This window comes from Mangrovibacter sp. MFB070 (assembly GCF_000705335.1).
In the GTDB taxonomy this organism is placed as follows: Bacteria; Pseudomonadota; Gammaproteobacteria; order Enterobacterales; family Enterobacteriaceae; genus Mangrovibacter; species Mangrovibacter plantisponsor.
In genome coordinates, this window is the sequence record NZ_JJMI01000025.1 from 1 (window position 1) to 22393 (window position 22393).

A 22393-nucleotide genomic window follows, 5' to 3' on the forward strand; every position below is an offset into this window, starting at 1 on the left:
CTCCCAAACCAAGGTTTGCGAGACCCTGTGCAACAGCTGCAGGACCATCAGCTTTGATATCCGCAAACGGATTCTCTCTGCTGAGAAAAAGCCTGGTGAATGCCGTGAGCAATTGCGTCGCATCTGCCTTATCTGGGTCAATTTCTGCCTGGTCAAGAATATTAAGTAACTCTGACTGAACGGTATTGAACCAGTCAGGGCCCGGATAGGTGGGAGGAATACCATTCCCCCCTTCAGTGAAGAACAGGCGCAAGGCACTGTACAGTGGTGACACGGCGGGCATAACCGGGACGCCCGTATTATTATCGACATGGAACATCAGTTATCTCCTGCATAAATAAATTCATAGCCTGTGCCACCCATACGATACTTTGTCATAACACACTCAAGCTCCCGGGCACGGTCACTGAGTAACGGCGTCATGACCGTATCCATACACGTAAACCGGCCACCACTTGAATCAAGAACCTCTATCTGTAAAAGCCAGCGGTAACGATTGGGCCACAGTGGATACATACAGCTCCGCATACAGTGGTGAGGAAGAATAACGTTTACCTTTACGTTAAAGCCCAGGTCAGCCGCGACAGCCTCTATTTGCCAGGGGGCAAGTCCACCTTTACGATGATATTTCTCAACGACAGCCCGTCTGCGGCCTTCGAAAGTGCTGGCAGGTAATTCACATTCAGGCAGCTCAAGATACCCCTCCCATTCATCCAGTAACTGCCGGGTAGTCTCCGGGCGCATTTCAGGAAGAAGCAGATCTGCATTGGTTTCAACGCGGTTTAAACGGGTTGCAAGAGCCAGTAAAAGACGGGTTAAATCTGAATCGGCTTCACGCGGCCACGCCTTACCTCTGGGCATAACCTGCTGAAGCGCATGTAACCACGCCGCTACGCCGTGAGCCATGTGACATCTCCTGTCGTAATCAGCTCATTGGTTTCTGCCGGAATATCAGCATCAACGGAAAGGGTGTAATCAGTCACGCCGCTGGCTGACCCGACAGCCGTCCTGAGTGCTGAAACAGGTAACTTTTGTCCGGGTGACAGCGTTTTCTGGAGCGTTGACAGGTTGGTCAGCACCGCCGTTCGTGTCGCCGCTGAGTCAGGCGTCAGCTTAATGCTCATATCGACGGGTTTCAGTTGTAGCTCAACAGGCCAAACCTCAATCCCGCCTGGCTTGCCAACATAATTGCCGGTGGCAGGGTCAGCATGCCGGAAGAGATACGTCTCCATGGATGCTCTGTCAGTGGCCGTTGGCGTAATATCGGTACGGTCATCATAGACCCATGCCAGACCAACAGTGCCTGAACCATGCCAGGCATCGAAACACCAGGCACGACTGACACCGGCCATCTCTCTGGCCCAGTTGACATAATCATGGACAGCGCCACCAACGGGCGGGTTACGTTTGCGGAAAAGAAGTCGATCAAGCAACTCAGAAATGGGTTCAATATCTGCACCACCCGTTATCCCGTCACTGGCAACAACCCCATTGCTTTCTGTGCCTGCAACAGGGGAAAGTAACGTTAATATTTCACCGGATGAAAGGTTTCCATCAACACCGGCTTCATCAGCCTGTACCTGAACAGTGACCACACCATCAACGGGTTCAGAAGACGCAGTGATGTGATAGACCACACCGGATGTGGTCTGCATTGATGTATCAAGCTCAAGTGCAGCAGAGCTGGTAAATTCAACCGGGCCTGTTGCGAAAGAGGTCTGTTTACGTATGACGCCTTCAGAAGCAGCAGTATCGATAATGGTCTGGTCATCGGAATCTGGTGAAGGAATTATCTGGTCTGCAATCCAGCTCTGATGGTCATATAAATCACGAACCTGACTGCTTACTGAAATATTGATGGCATTTTCAACGCCGACAGGCGGAAGCTCAGGAATATCGAGTTCAATGACGATATCCTTTTTCCCGTCTGAAATGATTTTTTTTAGCGTGGGAATATTAAATGGCATTCAGCGTCGCCTCCCATCGTTTATTCAGTTGAATGGTCAGCACCGATTTATCCGGGCGGGTCAGGGTTACAGTGAAATTAATGCGGTCACTGGTGGCAATTGTGGCAACCACCTCAGCCGTTCTGGCATAACCGGTACGCAACAAGGGTTGCATGGATAACGTGGCATAGTCCTCCACGCGCTGACGAACTGACTCTGTCAGTTTCTGGCGCTCAAGCAACCAGAGCTTTGAACCCCATGGGTAATCGCTGTAGGTATCACCCGGCCAGCCCCTCAGGTCATCAGAGCCATCAGGAATTTCATCATCTGCATCAGCACGGATATCGGTAAACAGGCAAATAAGCACCAGAGTAACAAGCCCGTCGTCAAGCGCCAGGCCGTCATGTTGAATGGTAATATCACCGCGTGATAAGAGATTTTGCCAGGTCAGTCCGATAGTCATAAGGGTTTGGTTGTATCTTCATTGTCGCCATCCTTATGAATATGGTCGAGGAAGGATTTACTTTTAACAGTAATATCCTCAGTAAACTCAGAAGGACCGACACATTTAAATTGAGCTGTAGTAATCTCAAATAAATCGTCGGCGGTGTAATTAACCGTTTTCCCCCTAACATCAATTATTCCGCCTTTCTTCAGAATAATCATTGACTGACCATCCTGATGATAAAGGCAGACGTCGCCTGCCTCCAGCCCTTTCGGACGACAGCGTTTATCTTCTACGGCAATCGCGACCAGACTTTCCCGACGCCCACCCACGGCCAGCACAATGGCTTCACTGCCTGCAGGTGGAACTGTAGTCAGACCGTATTGCTGAAAACGCTCAACATCGTCGTTCGTCGCATCAGCCAGAGACTGAACCTGGAGATTCTGTCGCCCGAGGCTGTCCGTAACCAGACGAACTACAGCACGATCAACTAACAGGCGTAGACGTCGTGCTATCTGGTTAAGGGTACGGCCAACATTTTCTGGATTCAGTCCCATGTTGCTTTCACCTTTGACTTTTTGGTTTTTTTGCCTTTTGTTTCAGGAAGGTCCAGAGATTCAGGCGGAACCAGTGACAGGACTGTGAGGCGTCCGTTATCACCATCAGTAAACGTCACGCTTTTGATTATCCAGGTGGTATTCAGGTTCTGGACAGGGTCACGGATATCAGCAAGCAGGTTGGTATGCCACAGCGTTCCTGTATTGCCGTTATCACGCCACCCGGACAGGGTAATTTCCGTTGTATTGGATTCACCCAGCATCCTTGCTTTATACCAGTCACCACGAATGCTCGCGCCGCCCACTGTCAGGCTGTCTTCATTGACCAGGATTCTGGGGCGATAACGGTTTATTTCACCGTCATCAATACTGACCTGACGGCCTCCAACAACACTGGCAGGCTGGGCATCCCATGTGGCACCACCCGCACTGGAACTGCCTTTAACAATGTACTGACTGGCCCGTTCACGCCAGCTGAAACGGCCACGGGCGGCGAGAATATTATCCCCAAGTACCAGGGCGACTGGGGCGCGTTTAGTTGAAGCGCGGGTAATAACGAGATTACCGTTTTCGTTCGATGTCAGCAGCACACCACGCTGACGGGCAAGACGATCAAGTAATTCAAAGCCGGTTTCACCCTGTTCCAGTACCACACTGGGAAAAGCCTCGCCAGTATCCGTTTCATTGATGACAGTAATACCATAGGGTTTGGCAACTTCTGTCGCCAGTTGCTCAAGGCGTATGCCTTTCCACTGCCCCGATTTATGCACGACAGAGCTGTCAACAAGGTCGCCCGTCTTATCACGACCTGTTACCCGTAATGACACATTCTCAGCATCATAGCTGGGAATAAAATCATCTATATACCCTGTCATAACGATATCGGTCCCAATCATGACCTTACAGGGTAAGCCTTCTTTTATGGTGCGTGGAGCAGCTTCTGACCACTGGGTTGTCACCGTGAGGTCAAACTCACCCGCTATCGCGTCCAGAGAACGGGTGATGGACATTTCAGTCCAGCCATCCCAGTTTTTCCCGTCCACAATAAGTGAAACGCTTTCTTGCTGGCCGGATTCAGTCATATCAGTCAGTCACCTTTATTGATGTGGAGGGGAGAATAAAAGAAGGATCACGAAGGCGATTACGCGACACAATAGTGTCCCTGTTCTCCGTATCACCCGTTTCACGCCATGCCAGCAGGGCTGCTGTTGTGGTCGTTGTTGGGTTAACCAGACGGGTGTCAGGTAACTGTGCACTACGAACCCTGACATCATTTACAACAGAAAAACGAAGGTCACGTAATGCACGCCACAAATCACGCTGTCCGTTTTCAACGGCAATAGCTGCCTGCTCAGACAGCTGAACGGCCAGCGTATCACCGGCGTTCGTGGCTTCTTCTGCTGTTGCAAAATCCATGGTGGCGACAGCCTCGGCCTTTGCCACCACAGAAGACACAATGACAAGCTGACGGAAGTCGTTGATGTTGTCCTTCATTGATGTGGTCATGGCAACCCCCGTTACCGGGACACTACTCGCCATACCAACGACTCCCTGAGACGGTGAGCTGGCTACAACAGGCATGTCTTTAGGAAGACTTCGGGTTGCGGATTTGGTGGCTTTATCTCCGGCCCACTGGTCACTCAACTGGTCATAAACGCGCAGCGACCAGGGTGGCTCACTGACAATGTCCCGGATACTGCTGGTCAGGCTGGTCATCTGCCTGACCAGTTCTCCGGGTTTAGCAATAATTACACCTGTCAGGTCTTTAAAGCGGCCCAGCCGGTCAACCCAGTCAGTCAGTGCGGAAGGTATGGTTGGGAGGTTCATTACCAGCCCTTCCATATCATCCAGCAGGCTGTCAGTCATATCACCGAGGCCATCAAGAGCGGCAAAATAATCGCCGTTTGCAAAAGCCTCTTTGACAGCATCAGCAGCACTGAGTGAGGTCAGGCTGGTATTTTCCGTTGGGGAAGGGAACAGGCGTTCACCCGCTTCAAAAACTTCAAATGAAATGTAGGCGACGCCGCCTTCCTCAGTGCTGAGTCGGTGAGAAACCTTACCCACCTGCACCTTTTGAACCCCAAACCACGGGTGGACCAGTTCGCCCGGGCCGGGAGTGTTCAAAGCAGACAGCAGGGCATCCAGTTGTTTCTGGTAATTGTTACCGACGAGCTTTCCGTTAATCTGCTGCTGGGACAGCACCGCACCATTGTCTTCGGTCCAGCCCACTTCTTTTTTGGGATATGCCCGAGGGATGGCTCGCCGCCCACTGGTGCCTTCATTATCGACCAGGTAAAACGAGACATTACGGAATGATGCATCACGCAGGGTTTCCCATTTTCCTGTTGCCATCAGTTCTGCTCCACACTGGAAATACCAGCAGAGGCACTGAGTTTCACGCCTGGCTGGTCCATCTTCACACTTTTAACCCGGGCATCACCTTCAACAACCACGCGAATTTCCCCCTGAAGCTGGGGTGGCACCAGAGGGTAATTCGGTGACTGATTTTGCATACTTGCCCATGGCCTTGGGTCCTGCGGCATTGATGATGTATCACTGACAGCAGTGGTAAAAAAGTTGACCAGTGCATCCCATACATCACTTCGTTTTTGTTTTTCCTGGGCAGGTGTATCAAGCTGTAATTCGGATGCCACCCTATACGACCAGTCGCGCGTAGGAGACTGACGCGCCTTTTCCCCAAGCCCGGAACCTTCGTAAATATTTTGGGCAATATAATCAGCCGCCTCACTCTGCAGATAGGTCATACCAACCCCGGTCATGGCACCGAGTGCAAGACCTGTCCAGCGTGTCATGCCTGTTGTAGGTAACTCAGGAAGTTTCGGTGATGAGGGACTGGAACCAGAAGGGACAGGCTTGGTGGGTTCAGCCCCTTTAGGACCTGTTGCCGGTGTCGGGCCATTCTGACTACCCGGACCACCATTACTGAAGCCACCACTCATGTTGACAACATAAACAGGCATCACACCAGATCCAAATGCATCAGAGACGTTCTTTGGAATTCCTTTACTTTTACCGCCGCCAAACAAATCCCAAGCACCTTTTCCAACTTTGAATACTTTTCTGGCCGCAATAAGCCCGCCCACTGCAATAGTGATGTTCTTACCAATATTCAACCAGTTTTGTACCGTTTCATGGTCAACCGAGTTAAGAGCATCAGCCAGTTCCTGTACAGGCTGTGCCAGATTTGATTCAGCAAAACGCTGCCATTCATTATTGAGCGACTGCATGGCTGAATTAAATCCCTCTGCATTGGTCTTTGCTGCATTCTGGGTGGACCCATATTCTACGGTGCCGTAAATCAGCTCCTGCATAAGCCTGATATTCTCAGGCTTGAGTAATGTTGTAATCCCCTGCATCCCTGTCTGGTCAAAGACATCCTGAAGTTTTACTGGATCGTTTTTAGCCCTTGCTAAAATTTCCTTCATCAATTCAAAAGGAAGCTTTAATTCTTTTGTCCCTTTCTGAAACACATCGATGCCATTCGCTTTAAGAAAATCAATGTTCTTTTTATTAGAGAGGGCTGCATACATGGCCTGAATACTGGTAACTGTTTCATCAGCGCTGCCCTTGTTTTTTGCAAATACCTGAGCGAATGCGCCCATCTGGGCAATCGCTACCGGGCCCTGTTGCTGAATAATAGAAAACAATTTTGGGGCAACCCTGGCAATATCGGCCACACTTACCGACCCGACAGCAAACTGGGCATACAACTTATCCAGCATTTTGCTAACGTCACCGGAACCTTTGACACCTTTTTCCCAGAACTGGGCAAGCAAGCCCGCTGCCGTCTGGCCGTCAACCCCAAAGGCCTGCATGAGCAATCCCATATTACGCAGGTTATCTGCCACAAATTTGTAATCACCGGTTTTTCCCAGCAACTCGCTTACACCCTGTCCCAGTGCAGACGCATCAAGGCGAATATCCCCCTGATTCGATATATCCCTGATTTGCTCATGTAAACTGATGACCTGCTCACGGGTTAACTGGGCATCCGTTCCCATACGCCGCATCTGTGCATCGAAATCAGCAACACCTTTTACCGTTGCCCCGGTAGCAAACCCGGCAATCATCCCGGTATAGCGATTACCCAGACTGTCAAGAGCCCGGCCTGCAGCAGCGCTGGTGGATTTAACCACCGACATGGCCCGTTCATTACGCCGGGCGAACTCAGACATATTGGCACCGTATTGCCGCGCTTTTGCTGTCAGGTTACCGGCAAGGTTAATGAGGATTTCTGTGGTCAGGCGGCTTGCCATATTGCTTCCTCAGTTGTTCTGTGAGACGAAACAGTTGCCGCAAGGGCAACTGCTGGAGGTAGGACATATCGAAACGTTGAGACAAATTGACGAGTAAACTACTGAGCGCCGTCGCCAGCGGCATCAGGTCGCCCCCGGGAACCAGTCTCCGCAAGCAGGTCATCCATCTTTGATGCCATGCCCGTCAGTAAATCAAGGTCTTCCGGGTGGAGCCTGTAGAGGTCTTTGATATTCAGCGGGCCGGGGATAGTACCTACAGAAAGTATCTGACGGCGCAACATCTCCAGCCCCATCAGCACCTCAGAGCAGTAAGCAACGGCCTTGCCGTTCTCCCCGATAACCACACGCTCAGCGGCCAGTTGTGATTTGATCACATCCTCTGAGTTCAGTTCACGAAAGGTGACGTCAACATGACATGCTTCATCCGCCGTACCTTTACCGGTCAGCAGGCCATGCTTCAGTGTACAGGTCATCTGAGCCATGTCTTATACCTTAACCAGATTGGTGCCAAGGAAGTTAGCCGATATCGTCCCGGCATCTTCATCCAGTGTTGCCGGGCCTTCTGTTGCTGACCCGGTCATCATATAGTTGAGGCCGTTATCCCCTTCAAACATGACAGTGACCTCTTCCCAGTTACTGATTTCAACCACATCCATGTCTTCTGCAGCCGCAATGGTTAACTGAATTGACGGTGCCGCCATTTTGCGCGACAACCCCCAGACCTTGCCGCCGCCCATATGCTGGGTTCGGGAGAAGCCACCCGGATTCAGGGTGGATTTACCTTCAGTTTTAATTTCACGGCCATTGATACGGATAGAGGCCATTCCCAGAATTGTTGACATACCACTATCCCCTTACTGTTTGAACTGAATAAGACCGGCCAGCACACGCAACTGGTTTACCAGGTTCGGGTGGGCGATAAAGTTGAGCCGGTTGGCATCGTTGCTGTCGATGTCCACCTCAAGCGTGTCTTTGTAATCATCAAAGTCTTCCACCAGACCGGCTGGCACCAGTTCGGTCAGTGCGATATCCAGCAACTCAGCCCGGGCGATTTTGGGTGTCATTACGGGCTGTCCCGGGTCAAGGCGGTCCAGAACGTCATCCCCGGCCAGTTTGTGGCGGGGGTAACGGTTAGTGAAGCGGTTCTTAATGATGTAGCGAATGCGCCCCAGTGTGGCCGGTGACTGGACGTCAAGGTAAGACGTATCCGTATCACCGTACTGATTAACCCGGTACATCGTGACTTCACGCTCAATACAGGCATTATCACCCGCATCAACAAAGTGGGTTGCTATACCGTCATGCAGCAGCAGATTACGTTCCTGCAGATCCCAGCGAATATCTTTAACCGGAACAAGTATCCCGGGAAGAACCAGTGTCTGAAGCGGGCGGGCCGGGTCAACAGCCAGATAGTATGCGGCGATACCCCCGTAAGATGCCGCCCACTGCCAGTGAGGCTGAGGGGCAATATTGGTACTCATGCAGGATATCAGCCAGTCATTACGGGCATGACCAAACGTACCTGATTCAGCATGCGTACCACGAAAAGCAGTCCACAACTGCGCCTCAATCATCTTCAGCGGGCCCCAGCGGGTGACCAGTTCGTCACGGAGGGTGTTAAGGCTCTGGGTGTCATTAAACGGGCACACAATATCGGTAAACCAGTCATCACCCATTGCAGCCACGACAGCCGACATGTCCGGTGTACCCGTACCGCCTGCAAAACCGGCAATGGTCACCCCAAGACCCGAGGGTGTCTGCTCGCCGGTATAATAATTCAGGCGCACGTCCATACCATTTCCCGTACTGCCCGGCCAGTTTGCCGTCAGTTCAACCGTATCTGTCAGCCCTTCTTTCAGGGCGGCAGTGACCTGTGTCTCAGGCTGGGCCGTCATAGCCGTCACTATTGCCCCCGCCACGGTATCCTTGTCGTCACTTTCCGCCACGGCAATCTGTACAGAGATACCGTTCACCAACAGCGCCAGTGTGCCGGCTGCTGAAGCAGAACCGATAATCGTCAGAGAAGCCTTTGCCGCGGCCCCTTCAGGAACAGGCACACTCATTGCCCAGGTCTCGGTGTAACTGTTCGCCTTGCGGAATATTTTCAGCATGGCCGCCAGCATTGAACCTTTACCGTATAACTGCCCGGACATACCATCACCGGTGATCCGGCTGCGGGTCAGTGCCACTGATGTCCCGTCATCATTCTGGTGTCCGATAACCAGTACCTTACGTGACTGAGCCGGTGCGCTGCTCAGGGCCTGAGAATTATCAATTTCGATGACAGCCAGTGGTACGCGGATATCATCAGGAATAGTGCCAAGAGACATGGTTATTTCTCCCCGCCAGTACGTTTCTGTGTACCACTGTCAGTGGACGCAGTGCCTTTTTTTACCTCAGTCATGATCACATCACCCTGAGCCTCACGACGATACCACCAGGCATTGACCTGCAATGGCTCGCCTCCGGCAGCAAGGAGGTCGCCATTCTGTTTTCTGACCCGTAAGTCAGGCCGGGCTGGCGTTATATGCTTAATCATTCATGTTCCTCTCTCACGTCAATATCGCCCTGAATTTCCGTTGCGCCATCGTTAACCACAAACGTGGCACCCAGTCGCAGAAAGTCAGGGAGCGCATTAATATCGATTTCTTCATCCAGCCTGAATTCCTGCTCCCATGTCACCGCCCATAAAGTGAGGCCCAGTTCGTTAAGGCCTGCGGAATAAATGTTGTCAGCGCTGATGGAAACCGGAGCCCGTTCAGCTTTCATACCTGCAGCGGCATCACGGGAGGCAATTCGGCGGACCAGTTTTCCCACGATGACCTCGCAGCGGGTATCCCGGGAATGGCCCCATGAATCTGTTGCCATCACATAGGCACCCCAGATGACATCACCGACCGTACCCCCTGCACGCTGGCGGATATTGCGAATACGCAGAGCGGTAATGCGAATGCAGCCACTGCGGTCAGACAGATAGGTTTTCACCTCAGCAGGTGTATTGAACTGGCCGATATGTCGCTCAATTGCCCTGACCTGATCCGGACTGTCACCCTGCAGGGCAGGGATAAGCCATGACACAATATTCTCAGCAGCGGCAACCGTGCTGCCGGTGGTCAGTAATACGGGACGGTTACTCATGGCAACACTCCATTCCAGAAATCACTGATGACGTGCATCAGCTCATCATTGTTCTCTGCAGATAACCCGAGGTATTCACGCTGCGGGATATTCATCATGCGCTTATGTGCCCCCACGGTTTGCCAGACGCCATGCTTCAGTGCCCGGCCAAATGCCTGGGTGATGAGACGCTTATGCGCACTGACCGACACGTTGCCGGAGAACCCGTCCTGGTGAACGGCTGCATAGGCCAGTGGAGAACCCACGCGAACCCGGCCACGCTCGGTGATGAACTGAATACTGTCCAGTAAGTCACCATTTCCCTGTAACAGACTCTGGTTACCGTTACGGGTCTTTCGGTAGCGCTCTGACCAGTCCTGCCACTTCTCCCCGGCAGGGCTGGTTTTCTCATCACTGATACGACGGCGGGTCTGCGATTCAACCGTGGCACCAATGCTTTCCAGCAGTTCCTGTTGCAGGGCACCGTCGGACAGCTTTTCAACCGCCATACGGACCTTAGCCAGTTGTTCAGTGCCTGATACCTCGACGGATATCGCCATCACAGCACCCCACGCAACTTGTTACGGGTGAAGAGTCGCTCGTTATCGGATACAACAATCAGTCTCCCGTTATCCGTTTCCGGTGCCGGTGTGTCTGTTGGCAGACCCAGGTCACGGGTGCCGTTCGCCATCTCTTTCAGGGTCTGGATGGCACTGTCATACCGTTTCTGAATCAGGTCTGTTATCTGGTTGTCGCGTTCAGATAACCAGTAAATGGCGATGGAGACCGCTACCCGGTGCAGTGGCCGCGGGACAGCTGTAATATTCAGCGGCAGCTGGTAACGCTTGGACAGAAACGAATTGATCTCTGCATCTGCGTCTTCAATCGCTGTGGCAATTTTGGTTTCATCAAGCTGCTCGGTGTCCTTGTCTATAGCCATGTTCCAGACCAGAGAGCCGTCTGCCGCCAGCAGGTCATCACGGGTAACGTAAATCCCCATCAGCCTTTCTCCGCCACAACCGGGACGTCAGTCACTATCAGGCCGGGTTCCGCTTTCAGGCGTTGCGCGGTGGCATGGCTGATGAAGCAACTGATGACCACATCACCGTCCAGAGCATTCGCCTCGTTGTCACCATCCGGGTCATCACTGACAAAAATATGCACGGTCTCATGCGGCCAGAAGCGGCCACAGCGCCAGAAACCACGACGGGATTTTGCCCTGACAGACAGAACCTGCACGTCATCGGTTGCCGGACCAGCCGGGAGAAGACGTGTTTCATCACCGGTACTCAGCGCCTGCAGCGGTGTCATCACACTGATGGCACCCGCACCCACCGGTATGTAATGCCCGGGCAACGCAAGTGACAGTTCAGGTCCCGGCACGTTTGATGCAACATCCGGTGCCACTTTCTCCGCTGATACCTTGCCAGCGCCACCTTTAGTGACTTGCTTACCCGTTGCTTTTGCTTTCGTTCCACTCACTGTTCCATCCTCTTTAAAGGTGGGTTACAGCAGGTATAAAGCCTGCTGTAACGTTGTTTACCGACGCTGAGAATTACGCCGGGGTGGTGATGAACGGTGAGTTGACGATATCCACATCTTTGTAATAGATATTGGAATCCCCACCATCGACCAGCATGGCATCAATGATTTTCTTCGCTGCGGCACGGTTGTTGGGTCCCACCACCAGAGTGGTCGGGCGGATACCCAGAGGCTGGCCGGAGTCACGTTTCATTCCCTGCAACACCTTCACTGCCGCTTCATAGTTTTCAGTGGTCAGGGCCGCTCGTGAGCCACAGGCGGTTTGCCAGAACCCGAACCCGACATTGCAGCGACCATCAACGCCATACAGGAACTCGTTATTTTTGAACGTATGCTCACTGCTCAGGTCGTCCAGCGATTTGAAATCGAAATCACGTCGCTTCTGGTAAATCACCGGCTTCAGTACCTGTGACTCATCAATCAGGAACCAGGGTTCACCGGTATCGGTGGCAATATCCCCGACGATATTGCTGTAGGTGGAACCCGCCATGGGGTGGTCGGTATCAAAGAAATACTGACCGTCAAAGCATTCTGTCGTGAAACCGGCAACCAGCATGGGGAAGCTCAGGGTGTCAGGAAACTCAGCAACCTGCTGGCCGAACGCGGCGGCAATCACGCTGTACTGACCAATCTCGTCATCTTCAATGTTTTCCCGTTTAACCCGAATAGAGTTTTCCCAGGTTTTGTTGGTGATGACGTAGCCATACTGTGCCAGCAGTGCCATCTGGCGTTCGCTGACCCACTCTTTGATGGTCGGTAAATCCGCCAGCCAGCCGTATGTATTGGAGGCGGAACCACTGGGCACTTCAGTCGCAATACGCAGATACTGTGGTGTAACCCCCGTAAGCCCACGGTTAAACGCAGCACTCAGCGACGTGGTGAGTGCGTGCAAAATTTCAGCAGAAGGTGCTGGCATCGTGATTACTCCTGTTCAGGTTTGGCTGCGAGAAACTCTTTTTCGGTAATGCCCATGCTGCGACACATTGCCAGTTCAGTTTCCGTGAGCTTTTTATCGGTGGTGGTGGTTTTCCCTTTTGTGGCGTCTTCATTGTTCACCAGTGCAGGGGCCGTTTTGACAAAGCCGATAAACTGCTCCCGGCCTTCTTTGGTACGACAGGTCGCGAGATACATCTCACGGTTCGCCGGGGCGACCTTCCCGCCTTCAATTGCCGCATCCACCAGAGCCTCAGCATCTTTGTTGTTGCGGGCCTGCAGCTCACCTTCAGCTGTCTCAGCACGGTTCAGTGCCAGCTGGTGTGTCTCAATGGGAATAAACTTCGTCACATCCGGGTTTTCAGCACGGTTCAGCGCCACCGTTTCACGGTCTTTGAGTTGCTGGATAGCTTTAACTGTGTCATCAACAGACGCAGCAGCGGCCAGACCCAGCACTGTCGCAATCTGGACAGGTACGGTCATGTCGTGGTTCTCCGAGTTAAGTGCGGGTAAATCAAGGTTGGGTTTGTTGGTCAGGCCCGCACTGGAAATACGGGTCACCTGACCGTCGGCAGTAAAGCCAAAGGCCGGACTGTAGTAGCGGTATTTTTTGCCACGGATAAGGGCTTCGCCATCGGGCGTCCATTCGATGTGCGCTTCAATGACGCCATCATCACGCAGCCGGTAGTCGTCCAGCCAGGCAAATGCAGGAGCCTCTTCGCCTTTCGGCCCTTTCAGCTCAGTGGCATGCTCCATATCAAACGGCAGTTTGGGATAGCTCAGGGTGGCGCGGATAACAGCTTCCGGCTGGTTATTTACCCAGGAACGGCCATCACGCCCGGTGAATGTGCCAGCCGGTATCATCGGCAGCCATTCTGGCAGCGGGGTGTTAGCTGTCAGTTCCGGCAACTCAAAGCAGAGCGCCAGAAGTTCAATGTTGGGGAGCGGTTTGCCCATGATGCTGTCCGTTTAAAAAAGGTGTACGGACAGTATGAGGAAGGGAAAATAAAAGCCGGATTTACCGGCTTCACTGTAAATTATCGGGTTAACCCCGTTTAAAACACGTTTAAAAACGCCTGTAAGCGTTTAATAAATTTCTGGTGAATCATCGTACCACAAAGCATGACAGCGCCACCATGAAGCGTACAAACGTCTTTCAGGCAACATTATTTATTACTGTCGAACTGCTGCTGCCGGGTTTGTAACTGACGATCCAGTTCACGTTCCCGCCCTGTACCGGGGTTATAATCCCATCCCGGATCAATACCCTGTGGCACCATTTCCTCTTCACCGGTACGTTTGTTCACCCACTTAACCCGTTTTATTTCCGGCGCTTCAGTTTGCACCGGCACTGTCTGCCGGATGACCTGACCCGTTGGATTACCGCTGTCATCGAGCTGCTGAACGTTACGGGTGACACCCTGTTTCAGCAATTGCTGATACTCATACTTACTGACCTGCCGCACACCACATTTACACCCCCAGCCATTTGGTCCCATATGCGTTTTCCAGAAAGGATCATCAACCGGCAGACAGAGGTCAGCCCAGCCAAGGTGTTCCTTGCGGTGTACCCTCGACGGCCCGACAGTATAGAGCAAATACGGCATGGCCCTTTTGGTTCGCTCTATGCGGTCCCACTGACCGGCACTGCGTGCAGTACGCATATTCGTATCGTAAAGGGTGCGCAAACGTCTGTCGCTGCCGAGCTGTACCACCCGGGTTTCCTGCGTCAGTGGGTCATCCATCATCTGAGTGCCCCACCAACCCCGCTTTATCAGCAGCGGTTTCAGTGTTTCGCGGAACTGCGCGAAGGTCTGGCCATTCTCCAGTGCATCCTCCAGGATCATTTTCACATCCTGAAGAAGGTCGAGCTGGGTCATTTTTGCCACGGTAAAGCCGATACGGTGCTCTTCACGCCAGACGTCACGGTAATCAAAACCGGGCTTAAGCTTTTTGGCTTTCATCCAGGCAAGTGCCTCTTCAGGGACAATATCCTGAGCCATAAGTCACGCCTCCTGTTCAGTGATAATGGTCAGGCCATCAGCCTTCCTGAACTGCCGAATGAGCGCGGCAGAACTGTTGAAAAACGGTGTGCGGTAACGCATACAGTCATGCAGTTCAGGGAACATCGCTTTTGCTTTCCGTTTACCAAACAGCTTTTCCAGCTCAGCCACCCGTTTTGCCGAATAATAACGGCGTCTTTTCTCACACCAGAAAAGCCGGGTCAGCGGGTTAAACATATCACTGGCTTCACTACCCCATCCGGCGCACATTTTCCCGTCAAAATAAACAGCGAGAACCGTGCGGCTCTCACCGTCACGCTCCCGCGTAATACTGACCACTGTATCCTGGTAGCGGAACCGGACATGACAAAAGTAGCCTTTCAGCTCATCCGCAATGTTTGTCCACATGGCTTTCGTTACTGGCTTATCAACCATCATTCGCATCCCCCAGCGCCCGGGCTTTAAAACTCAGGAGCGCCAGCTGCTGCACGAACTCATCCGGTTTCAGCGACTGCTGAAGCTCAGGCAGGCGGGCAAGAAACTCTTCATAACTCCCGACATCTTTAGCCAGCTGCAATACCGGACTGGTGAATGCATCACCGGTCTGCTCCCAGTCTTTCATTGCTTCACTGACCATGACATCAATGTCGTCTTCCTGGCTTCGGTTGAGTGCAATGTGTTCACGGTTCAGTGCAGGGGCAGGACTGAAGGCTGTGAACGTGCTTTCAGGCACGAGAACGGCGGCACCGTCTTCGGGCTCTGCCAGCCCGAACCGGTCACGAATTTCTGATTCCTGAATTTTCATGCCCCTGTCTATCAACGGTGTCAGGGCCTCAACAAAGGACTTGAGGTCTTCGGCCTCACTGACTGACATTTTTATCCTGGGGTAATTCTCCTGAGGCCCGTAATTGAACTGGATAAACGGACGAACCAGAAACTCATTGAGCGTATCGGCCAGTTGCCGGGCGTCCCAGTTCACAATGTCCATTCTCACCCGGTCATGAACATCTGCCTGGGCACGGGAACTGCCGTTATCCGTGGTCATCGTCTGACCCAGCACCGCCTTGGATGTCTGGGCATCACACCATTCAGCCATTTCCTTAAACAGTGCGCCGCCATTATTCCGGCTGGCCGTCTCCTGCATATCCAGTTGCATACTCTGTGGAATGGCACACCCGGCATCTGAGGCAATAGAGCTGATGGCATCAATGAGGGTCTTTATCTGTTCAGGGGAGGCATTCGCACCATATTTCCCGACAACAATGGGAATACCGAACTTTTCACCAAAGGCCCACCAGTCACGCACCGTAAAGGACTTGAGCATGTACATCACTGCCACAAGACGGGCTAACCCGTTTCGAATGGGTAACCCTGACTTAAGCCGGGGCTGATGGATAATGAATTTACCCGGGCTCAGTGACACACCCGAAACAGGATTGCTGTCTGTCAGCAGCATAAACTGGCGGAGCGTCTCACGCTCTGGCCTGAGAAAGCGGGGGTCAACCCATTCATAGTCACGGGGTTTCCATTGTGCCTGACGGGTATCCCAGAGAATTTCACAGACACCGATACCTTTTCCCAGCCCGTCTATCAAGAAAGAAACTGAGTGATGAAAGCGCCACACCTGAGGCTGACAGCCACCAGACGAGAAAGGGCTTCTGGCCCGTCTGTCCACATACGGACAGAGAAACCACGACAAACAAAAGCAATGTCCACCCCGAACAAAACAGCTTTGGCAACATCACTTTAATTGAGTTGAACATTCTTTTTTTCCTTGTAACGGTGGCATTGCCAGACAATGTCTCTGACATCAACAGAATCCCATCCCTTGCGGTAATAACTGGCGTGTGTTCCATCGCAGCCGGTGTAGTCTCTTGGGGTTGGAACCGGGCCACCATCGACCCGGTGCAGCACTTCCTGACGGAGGCGATCACGCCGCCCCAAAAGCCGTGAGTTTTCCCAGCTTTTGCACATATCAGCTCCGGGTGACAGAAACCTGCCCACCAATCACTTCCTGACAGGCACTTGCCAGTTCATCCAGTCGGTTGAACCAGCCATTGAGGTATTTCCCCTGAGAAGCATTGGATTTAATGATGTCGGCGTAGTAGCGGGAACGTTTGAGGAAGCAGCGGATCAACAGCCATTCAGCATCTGCGGTACTGACTGCATTGACTGTTTTCGGGCCAATGATGCCATCAGCCTGGACACCAACAGCCTCCTGCAGCAGTTGAATGGCTTTTTTGGAACCATGCTGAACAGCGGAGTCAAAGACAAAAATGGATATGCCGTCAGGCCATGTATCGCACTTGGTTGTAAGCCAGTAGTCACGCTGATAGATTTGACCAGCCTGTTCCTGAGTCAGGTCTTTAATGAGGGTGTCGGGTTTCCCGTCGCCGCTGACATCTGTTTTTCCATCAGCGAGGCCATCCCGAAGGTCTGAAATACCGAACTTTGTTTCACCGCCTTTGTCCGTAGGGTCATTAACATAGCCACCTTCACGGGCAAGGACAAAAGCCAGTGCGTGTTGAAATGCGGGGGAAAACAATTGCTGTGTCATATCGGCACCTGAAGATAAAGTTAAAAACGTTTCTTCAATTTATGCCGGACATAAAAAAAGCCGGATTTACCGGCTTCATTGGTATTGACTATGTCATCATGCTTTTTGTGCAGAGCAGGAAGTATTCATACCTGAGTGTTTTATTTTAACATCCCAGCCATTAATGTTTTTATGCACATAATCACCATTACTCAACTGGAGCTTATCAACAGACATAAAGTCCAGTGGGTCAGTAACATTATCATCCCACGACTTTAATTTCTCAATTTGGTCAGAAGTAAGTACCACATGTCGGAAGACAATATTGCATACGGCTGTGGTGGCAACAAAGAAATCATCATCGCTGGGTTTATCACCGTTACCTGCATACCACATTTTTATATTAACTTCGTTCTTTCTCACTGAAGCTTTAATGTTCTGATAAATCCCTAAGTTACGCCCGGTAAACTCAGCAAATGCGGTGTCTCCTTCGTTGTACCAGTCAGCAGCATCCACGTTCGTGTACTGTTGAAAAACCCCTTTAACATCTTTAATGAAGTCCGTACTTGCGATTGCTGATTGGGATAAAATACTTGCTGCGATCAATATGAAGATTTTCATTAATCTTATCCTCAGAATAATGGCATTTGGTGTTTGCCATGCTCCAGTCTTCTCATCCGTTTGATGGCTTTATACACCGTTTTGTAGGTTACATGATAGCGCTCAACCAGCTCAGGTATATTTTTACCGTTAAAGTCACGCCAGATACGCATATCGCGGATGAGATACTCAAGTGTCTGCCCCCGGGGGAAATAGACCTGCATTCCTCCAATCTTGCTACTGATAGCGGCCACCAGTTCAATTGAGTGGCGGGAGTCATACCCAAGCCGTTCCAGTTCGTTACGTAATAACGCATTCAGCTCAGCCAGGAGTGAAGGAAACCGGGAGGATTCAACCTCATCATCAAGATGTTCCAGAATACTGTCATCCCGTACATCATCAAAAAGCTCACCCGTTTCATTTTTCATTGTTTCCCCCTTGCCCTTGCTGCAATAAAAGCAGAGCGAACAGAGTCATAATCCCTTAGCTCTCTGCCATTAACCGGGCTGACAGGCATCATTATCCCGCGTTCGGTCATCGTTTCACGCATCACTCTAAGGTGCCACTGTTTGAGACTTTCCAGTACAGCAATCACCATATCGCCACGCAGCCATGCCACACTTGCCACACCTTCACCACCGTTCTTCTGGCTGGTTATCCGCTGAACCCAACGGTCAAGGGCAACATCACTGCCGTCAATGACAAAACCATCTATGTGCATGAAACGCCAGATAACGCGAATTTTTGCACTGATATCTGATGGTCGTGAAGTTCTGCGTTTATCCGAACGGGCAGATGTCCGGGAAAAGCCTTTTCCCTCCAGCGCCTTCAGCACTTTTTCAAGTTCCTGAATATTCATGTCCCGGCAACTACTTTTGCCAGGAACAATACTGCCAATCATGGTCCGGTATGTTTCATCATCGAGACCCAGCTTGCGCCGGGCCACATGGATAATCTTAATCAGGGATATACGGCTCATCGTTAATCCCCTCCTGCTGGCGGTCGATACGTTCAATTTCAGCAATAATAAGTGCGCCAGCTTTCACCAGATTACGGCGATAGTCTGATGGCCTGAAGCTGTTGTCATACCAGTCAGCAGGCCAGTAATTTTCCGCTTCCATTGGTTCAATGTAGCTGATTGCCGCCGCTGCCAGTTCACCTCCAATATACGTATCATCCTGCTGAGTGGAGAACCCCTTAATGAGCAACTGGCGGTTACGCTCAACCAGTACATCGTGGGCGGCAGGTGACTGCCATTCTTTTTCATCTGGTCCAGACAATATAAGGGAAACTCTCGTTGCTAATTGCAGTTGCATTTCCTCGGCGTTCTTCGGTTCACCGGGATTACCAATACCGGCGAAGAAATCACTAATTTCACTTAAAATAAGTGAGGAATAGAATTCTTTTTTTGACATGGTATTAGTCTCCATAGTAGCTCAGTGCTTCATCGGCTTCCCACACTGGGTCACACTCACGCCAGTTGTAGAGCTGTTCGCCCCTGAAATCCCACTGCACTGACTCTGCTTTTACAATATCCATGCAATGGGTCCGCAGCCATAACCGCAAGGCGAATCGAATACGCCAGATAATGAATTTTAAATAGTCCATAAATAACCTCATCAGTGGTTTCAGCGCGAGCGAATCCCCGGCGCTCGCGCCGTATTAAGAAAGAAAACATCAGGAATTAATTATCAGAGCCTGGCTATATCCAGAGATATTTGCTTATAAGAGCCGTCAGTCTGGCGCTCATAAATCCGCAAATACTGACTGGTTCCGGTCACCTGGATAGCATCAGCTACCGCATCCATCGCCTCATTCCATTTCCCGTCATCAATGTTCAGCTGGCGTAACCCCAGCACCTGATTGATGTCTATCTTTCCCTGCTTGTTGACCCGGAAAGCATGGTCAACCAGCGCCATGATTTTTTCATCAGCACCACCGGACCATTCACTGATACAGGTATCTATCAGCTTCTTTGCTGCCTGAATTCGCTCATCGAAAACCCGGTGTTCCCCAACAGCACGAATAATTTTGTAACGGCCATCGAAGCTTACCAGCGTGACATTCCCTTTTGCGCCACCATATTCAACACCGTATTCAGCCGCTGAAACATCAATGAAGTCACCCACCTTTGCCATTGAACCGAGTTTGAACTCAGCCAGAGATTTACGCTGAAGATGAGCAGCTTCCACAATGGCAAGAACCACTTCATCACGCAGTTTATCCAGCGGTTTTATTTGGGACTCCGGAACATAATGGCCCTGAGCATTAATCCGGTAACCTTCCGGGATGTTATTTTCAGTATTCATAAAAGCCTCAGTTTAATTTTTACTATATTGTCGCTGAATAAGGTCAGTGAACTTAATTAATGCATCCAGACCTTCATGTTGTCTGGGTGCTTCAGGGATACCGGGCACTAACAACTGGTCACTGTTTCTGGAATGTCTTGCCATGTCTTCAATCAGTCCCCGAACCCGTGTTTCTTCTCCTGACAGAATGGGCAATGCGCCATCAGGTGTCACCGTACCAAACTCAATCAGACCGGATGCCCACGCGTAAGCCGTAATTTTTGCCATGTGCCCCCCTTAGTGTTTCTGTACTGACCGTTCGCAGACACTGCCTTCTGCGTGGTCACCCATGGAACGCATCTCTTCAACCAGTTTCCCCATTACCAGACCCGCTATTTCTTTTTGATTCGCGGCCATTACCATGGCAAGTGCCCCGGTGGGATTGTGCTGGTCACCCTGAAAATCAACCTGAACATTAACCGAAATCCCTTCCATGACGCCGTTTTGCACCCGTTTTGCAAAATCACTTTTAAATTCAAAAATTACTTTAGCCATATACTGATACCCCTTTATTTAAGTAGTCAGGCGATACTTCACTCAGCCTGACAGACAATGTGGAAAACCCGGTTACGGGTCATTTCCATTTTTTGGGCTATGACCGCAATGGACAGCCCCGCCTTATAAAGCTCACGGCAGAGATACTGGTCATGCTCATCTTCCGTGACTATCCGTAATGACAACCCATGGCGCATGGCGCGGTTATAGACAGACTGAGTTGAACGCCCCAGCAGACGGGCCAGTTCACTGACCCCCAGTTTCCCCGCATGCTGCTCAAGGAGACGGAGTTCTTCCCGGGTCCATGTTCTGCCTGATTTACATCCCATATTTACCTCCAGATAACCCGGCAACCCTCAAGGCTGGCAACCCAGACTGACCGGGTTCCCCCTTTGTGGGTTTCCATAATTCGTGAGGCCTGATTCACCAGTTCAGCAGGAGGGCAGGCGATTTCCAGCAAAGGACGGCGCATAAATACGCGGACATCCGTGACACGACTCCCACGCGCCCGAAGCCAGCTCTGTGCTGCCTCAGCCATACTGATATGCTCTGCAATATGTTCGGCTATCATGGTGTTATTCCCCGTTGACATCTGCATGACCGAGTTCAAGCATCGCTGAATGGATGTGCCCCGTATTAACAGGCTCACCTTTACCGCTTGCGTAGATATGAGCCAGCGGCAGGATGTGTGAAAGAGAGCGAAGTGCCCCGGGCCGTTTTGCAATAGCCTTAAGCAGCTGGCGTTCGTCCTTGCCTGCCACATTCCATGCATCACAGAAAGCATCGACATCCCCGGCTTTGATGTTGTTAATCACCACCTTTTTTGCCACCCGGGAAAATAGCCGGGCAAAGTCCACACTGCGTGTTCCACCGGTCAGCCCCGAATCCTGGAGTTCGGCAACTAAAGCGACAGCTTTAGCCCGGTGTTCGGCTCGCAGTCGCTGTTCGTTACTGGCTTTCTCCCAGTGTTGCCAGAGTTTCTGTCTTTCAAAGCTTTCTGCTGAAGCGACAGTTTTCTTGTTATTTTCAGGTAACGTGATCAACCCTACACCAGTTTCAATTAATCCTTTGGATGTAAGAAATTCGGCTCGAACTTGGGGCGGGAGAGCTGATATGTGATACTCAAATGCTTTTGACCCCTCGCGTTTACGGCGTAATTCAGTCCTTCCTGCCACCATTCTTTCAAGAGTGTCCCGGGTTCTTCTGGGGGTTGTTGGCAATCCAGCAATACCGGCGACTTCATTAGCAGATACCCATTCCATTAATTGCACTCCTCTTTGGGATACCTGCTCGGCCAAATCATTTGTGGAGAAGTTCCCAGGGCAGCAGCAATAAGTTGCTCACCTCGGGGCCATTTCCGTGCAAACGTATTACTTAAAGTTCTTGAGCCAAGTCCCGCTTCACGTGAAACACGGGCCAGTGATGTCCCTTTCTTTTTTAAAGCAGCAATTACATCTGCCCGATGCCAGTCTCTTCCATCCATGCAATTTTTTTGAGATGCTACATAATCATTCATAGTAATAAGCCCTTGTGCTTAGACCTAGTAATAAGACGATAGAGACAAAAGGGACGCAAGTCAATAGGACTTCGTCCT

33 protein-coding genes and 1 pseudogene are annotated in these 22393 nt (G+C 51.3%); all 34 read right to left on the reverse strand.

The features are described 5' to 3' along the window. Positions 1-319, reverse strand: a pseudogene (locus DT73_RS12075) (integrase); the annotation flags it as partial. Further along, the gene (locus tag DT73_RS12080) at positions 319-906 is read right to left on the reverse strand and encodes a YmfQ family protein (RefSeq protein ID WP_036108929.1); all 588 of its coding nucleotides are present in this window, start codon (positions 904-906) and stop codon (positions 319-321) included. The pseudogene DT73_RS12075 and the gene DT73_RS12080, both read right to left, overlap by 1 nt. Next, on the reverse strand, positions 891-1967 hold the full coding sequence (locus tag DT73_RS12085; protein ID WP_036108932.1) for a baseplate J/gp47 family protein: 1077 nt from the start codon (positions 1965-1967) through the stop codon (positions 891-893). The genes DT73_RS12080 and DT73_RS12085 overlap by 16 nt, the downstream gene beginning before the upstream one ends. Continuing rightward, complete coding sequence (locus DT73_RS12090) at positions 1957-2409, reverse strand: phage GP46 family protein (protein WP_036108935.1); 453 nt, start codon at positions 2407-2409, stop codon at positions 1957-1959. Before DT73_RS12090 ends, DT73_RS12085 begins: the two co-directional genes overlap by 11 nt. Then, positions 2406-2948 carry a phage baseplate assembly protein V gene (locus tag DT73_RS12095; protein WP_036108938.1) on the reverse strand — a complete coding sequence of 181 codons (543 nt, stop codon included), beginning with the start codon at positions 2946-2948 and terminating at the stop codon, positions 2406-2408. The genes DT73_RS12090 and DT73_RS12095 overlap by 4 nt, the downstream gene beginning before the upstream one ends. Next, positions 2939-4030: a phage baseplate assembly protein gene (locus DT73_RS12100; RefSeq protein ID WP_036108941.1), complete on the reverse strand. Its 1092-nt coding sequence runs from the start codon at positions 4028-4030 to the stop codon at positions 2939-2941. Before DT73_RS12100 ends, DT73_RS12095 begins: the two co-directional genes overlap by 10 nt. A 1-nt stretch (position 4031) precedes the next feature. Then, positions 4032-5300, reverse strand: coding sequence for a DNA circularization protein (locus DT73_RS12105; protein WP_036108944.1), 1269 nt, complete (start codon positions 5298-5300; stop codon positions 4032-4034). Continuing rightward, positions 5300-7225: a phage tail tape measure protein gene (locus DT73_RS12110; RefSeq protein ID WP_036108948.1), complete on the reverse strand. Its 1926-nt coding sequence runs from the start codon at positions 7223-7225 to the stop codon at positions 5300-5302. Before DT73_RS12110 ends, DT73_RS12105 begins: the two co-directional genes overlap by 1 nt. Positions 7226-7323: 98 nt before the next feature. Further along, positions 7324-7707: a phage tail assembly protein gene (locus tag DT73_RS12115; protein ID WP_036108952.1), complete on the reverse strand. Its 384-nt coding sequence runs from the start codon at positions 7705-7707 to the stop codon at positions 7324-7326. 3 nt (positions 7708-7710) lie between these two features. Then, the gene (locus DT73_RS12120; RefSeq protein WP_036108954.1) at positions 7711-8067 is read right to left on the reverse strand and encodes a phage tail tube protein; all 357 of its coding nucleotides are present in this window, start codon (positions 8065-8067) and stop codon (positions 7711-7713) included. Positions 8068-8079: 12 nt separating this feature from the next. Further along, positions 8080-9555 (reverse strand): phage tail sheath subtilisin-like domain-containing protein, encoded by a 1476-nt coding sequence (locus DT73_RS12125; protein WP_036108957.1) that lies wholly within the window; start codon positions 9553-9555, stop codon positions 8080-8082. A gap of 2 nt (positions 9556-9557) precedes the next feature. Next, positions 9558-9764 (reverse strand): DUF2635 domain-containing protein, encoded by a 207-nt coding sequence (locus DT73_RS12130; protein WP_036108960.1) that lies wholly within the window; start codon positions 9762-9764, stop codon positions 9558-9560. After that, positions 9761-10363, reverse strand: a complete 603-nt coding sequence (locus tag DT73_RS12135) for a hypothetical protein (protein WP_036108962.1) — start codon at positions 10361-10363, stop codon at positions 9761-9763. The genes DT73_RS12130 and DT73_RS12135 overlap by 4 nt, the downstream gene beginning before the upstream one ends. Continuing rightward, the gene (locus DT73_RS12140) at positions 10360-10902 is read right to left on the reverse strand and encodes a phage virion morphogenesis protein (RefSeq protein ID WP_036108967.1); all 543 of its coding nucleotides are present in this window, start codon (positions 10900-10902) and stop codon (positions 10360-10362) included. Before DT73_RS12140 ends, DT73_RS12135 begins: the two co-directional genes overlap by 4 nt. Beyond that, a complete protein-coding gene (locus DT73_RS12145) occupies positions 10902-11342 on the reverse strand; it encodes a gp436 family protein (RefSeq protein ID WP_036108970.1) in 441 nt (146 codons plus the stop codon). Before DT73_RS12145 ends, DT73_RS12140 begins: the two co-directional genes overlap by 1 nt. Further along, complete coding sequence (locus DT73_RS12150) at positions 11342-11824, reverse strand: hypothetical protein (RefSeq protein ID WP_036108972.1); 483 nt, start codon at positions 11822-11824, stop codon at positions 11342-11344. Before DT73_RS12150 ends, DT73_RS12145 begins: the two co-directional genes overlap by 1 nt. A 73-nt stretch (positions 11825-11897) precedes the next feature. Further along, positions 11898-12800: a Mu-like prophage major head subunit gpT family protein gene (locus tag DT73_RS12155; RefSeq protein ID WP_036108974.1), complete on the reverse strand. Its 903-nt coding sequence runs from the start codon at positions 12798-12800 to the stop codon at positions 11898-11900. Positions 12801-12805: 5 nt separating this feature from the next. Next, positions 12806-13774 carry a phage protease gene (locus DT73_RS12160; protein ID WP_036108976.1) on the reverse strand — a complete coding sequence of 323 codons (969 nt, stop codon included), beginning with the start codon at positions 13772-13774 and terminating at the stop codon, positions 12806-12808. A 209-nt stretch (positions 13775-13983) separates the two neighbouring features. Then, positions 13984-14820 (reverse strand): phage minor head protein, encoded by an 837-nt coding sequence (locus DT73_RS12165; protein ID WP_036108978.1) that lies wholly within the window; start codon positions 14818-14820, stop codon positions 13984-13986. Positions 14821-14823: 3 nt separating this feature from the next. After that, positions 14824-15258, reverse strand: coding sequence for a hypothetical protein (locus DT73_RS12170; RefSeq protein ID WP_235234496.1), 435 nt, complete (start codon positions 15256-15258; stop codon positions 14824-14826). After that, positions 15248-16444, reverse strand: a complete 1197-nt coding sequence (locus DT73_RS12175) for a DUF935 domain-containing protein (protein ID WP_235234497.1) — start codon at positions 16442-16444, stop codon at positions 15248-15250. The genes DT73_RS12170 and DT73_RS12175 overlap by 11 nt, the downstream gene beginning before the upstream one ends. 122 nt (positions 16445-16566) lie before the next feature. Further along, complete coding sequence (locus DT73_RS12180) at positions 16567-16794, reverse strand: hypothetical protein (RefSeq protein WP_036108996.1); 228 nt, start codon at positions 16792-16794, stop codon at positions 16567-16569. Between the two features lies 1 nt (position 16795). Continuing rightward, a complete protein-coding gene (locus DT73_RS12185) occupies positions 16796-17377 on the reverse strand; it encodes a glycoside hydrolase family 108 protein (RefSeq protein WP_036108998.1) in 582 nt (193 codons plus the stop codon). Between the two features lie 96 nt (positions 17378-17473). Further along, entirely contained in the window at positions 17474-17977 is a 504-nt protein-coding gene (locus tag DT73_RS12190) for a hypothetical protein (protein WP_036108999.1), read from the reverse strand. 11 nt (positions 17978-17988) lie between these two features. Beyond that, complete coding sequence (locus DT73_RS12195) at positions 17989-18384, reverse strand: Mor transcription activator family protein (RefSeq protein ID WP_036109000.1); 396 nt, start codon at positions 18382-18384, stop codon at positions 17989-17991. Then, the gene (locus tag DT73_RS12200) at positions 18381-18935 is read right to left on the reverse strand and encodes a gp16 family protein (protein WP_036109001.1); all 555 of its coding nucleotides are present in this window, start codon (positions 18933-18935) and stop codon (positions 18381-18383) included. The genes DT73_RS12195 and DT73_RS12200 overlap by 4 nt, the downstream gene beginning before the upstream one ends. Further along, positions 18913-19371: a hypothetical protein gene (locus tag DT73_RS26765; RefSeq protein ID WP_235234498.1), complete on the reverse strand. Its 459-nt coding sequence runs from the start codon at positions 19369-19371 to the stop codon at positions 18913-18915. Before DT73_RS26765 ends, DT73_RS12200 begins: the two co-directional genes overlap by 23 nt. 276 nt (positions 19372-19647) lie before the next feature. Further along, positions 19648-20265 carry a DUF3164 family protein gene (locus DT73_RS12215; protein WP_036109005.1) on the reverse strand — a complete coding sequence of 206 codons (618 nt, stop codon included), beginning with the start codon at positions 20263-20265 and terminating at the stop codon, positions 19648-19650. 12 nt (positions 20266-20277) lie between these two features. After that, complete coding sequence (locus DT73_RS12220) at positions 20278-20532, reverse strand: hypothetical protein (protein WP_036109009.1); 255 nt, start codon at positions 20530-20532, stop codon at positions 20278-20280. 9 nt (positions 20533-20541) lie between these two features. Continuing rightward, entirely contained in the window at positions 20542-20799 is a 258-nt protein-coding gene (locus DT73_RS12225; RefSeq protein WP_036109011.1) for a hypothetical protein, read from the reverse strand. A 38-nt stretch (positions 20800-20837) separates the two neighbouring features. Next, positions 20838-21128, reverse strand: coding sequence for a hypothetical protein (locus tag DT73_RS12230; protein ID WP_036109013.1), 291 nt, complete (start codon positions 21126-21128; stop codon positions 20838-20840). 2 nt (positions 21129-21130) lie between these two features. Beyond that, complete coding sequence (locus DT73_RS12235; RefSeq protein WP_369792608.1) at positions 21131-21397, reverse strand: hypothetical protein; 267 nt, start codon at positions 21395-21397, stop codon at positions 21131-21133. Further along, a complete protein-coding gene (locus tag DT73_RS26205) occupies positions 21375-22061 on the reverse strand; it encodes a DNA-binding protein (protein WP_152552519.1) in 687 nt (228 codons plus the stop codon). The genes DT73_RS12235 and DT73_RS26205 overlap by 23 nt, the downstream gene beginning before the upstream one ends. Further along, the gene (locus DT73_RS25550) at positions 22061-22282 is read right to left on the reverse strand and encodes a helix-turn-helix transcriptional regulator (RefSeq protein ID WP_072006966.1); all 222 of its coding nucleotides are present in this window, start codon (positions 22280-22282) and stop codon (positions 22061-22063) included. The genes DT73_RS26205 and DT73_RS25550 overlap by 1 nt, the downstream gene beginning before the upstream one ends. Positions 22283-22393 lie beyond the last annotated feature (111 nt).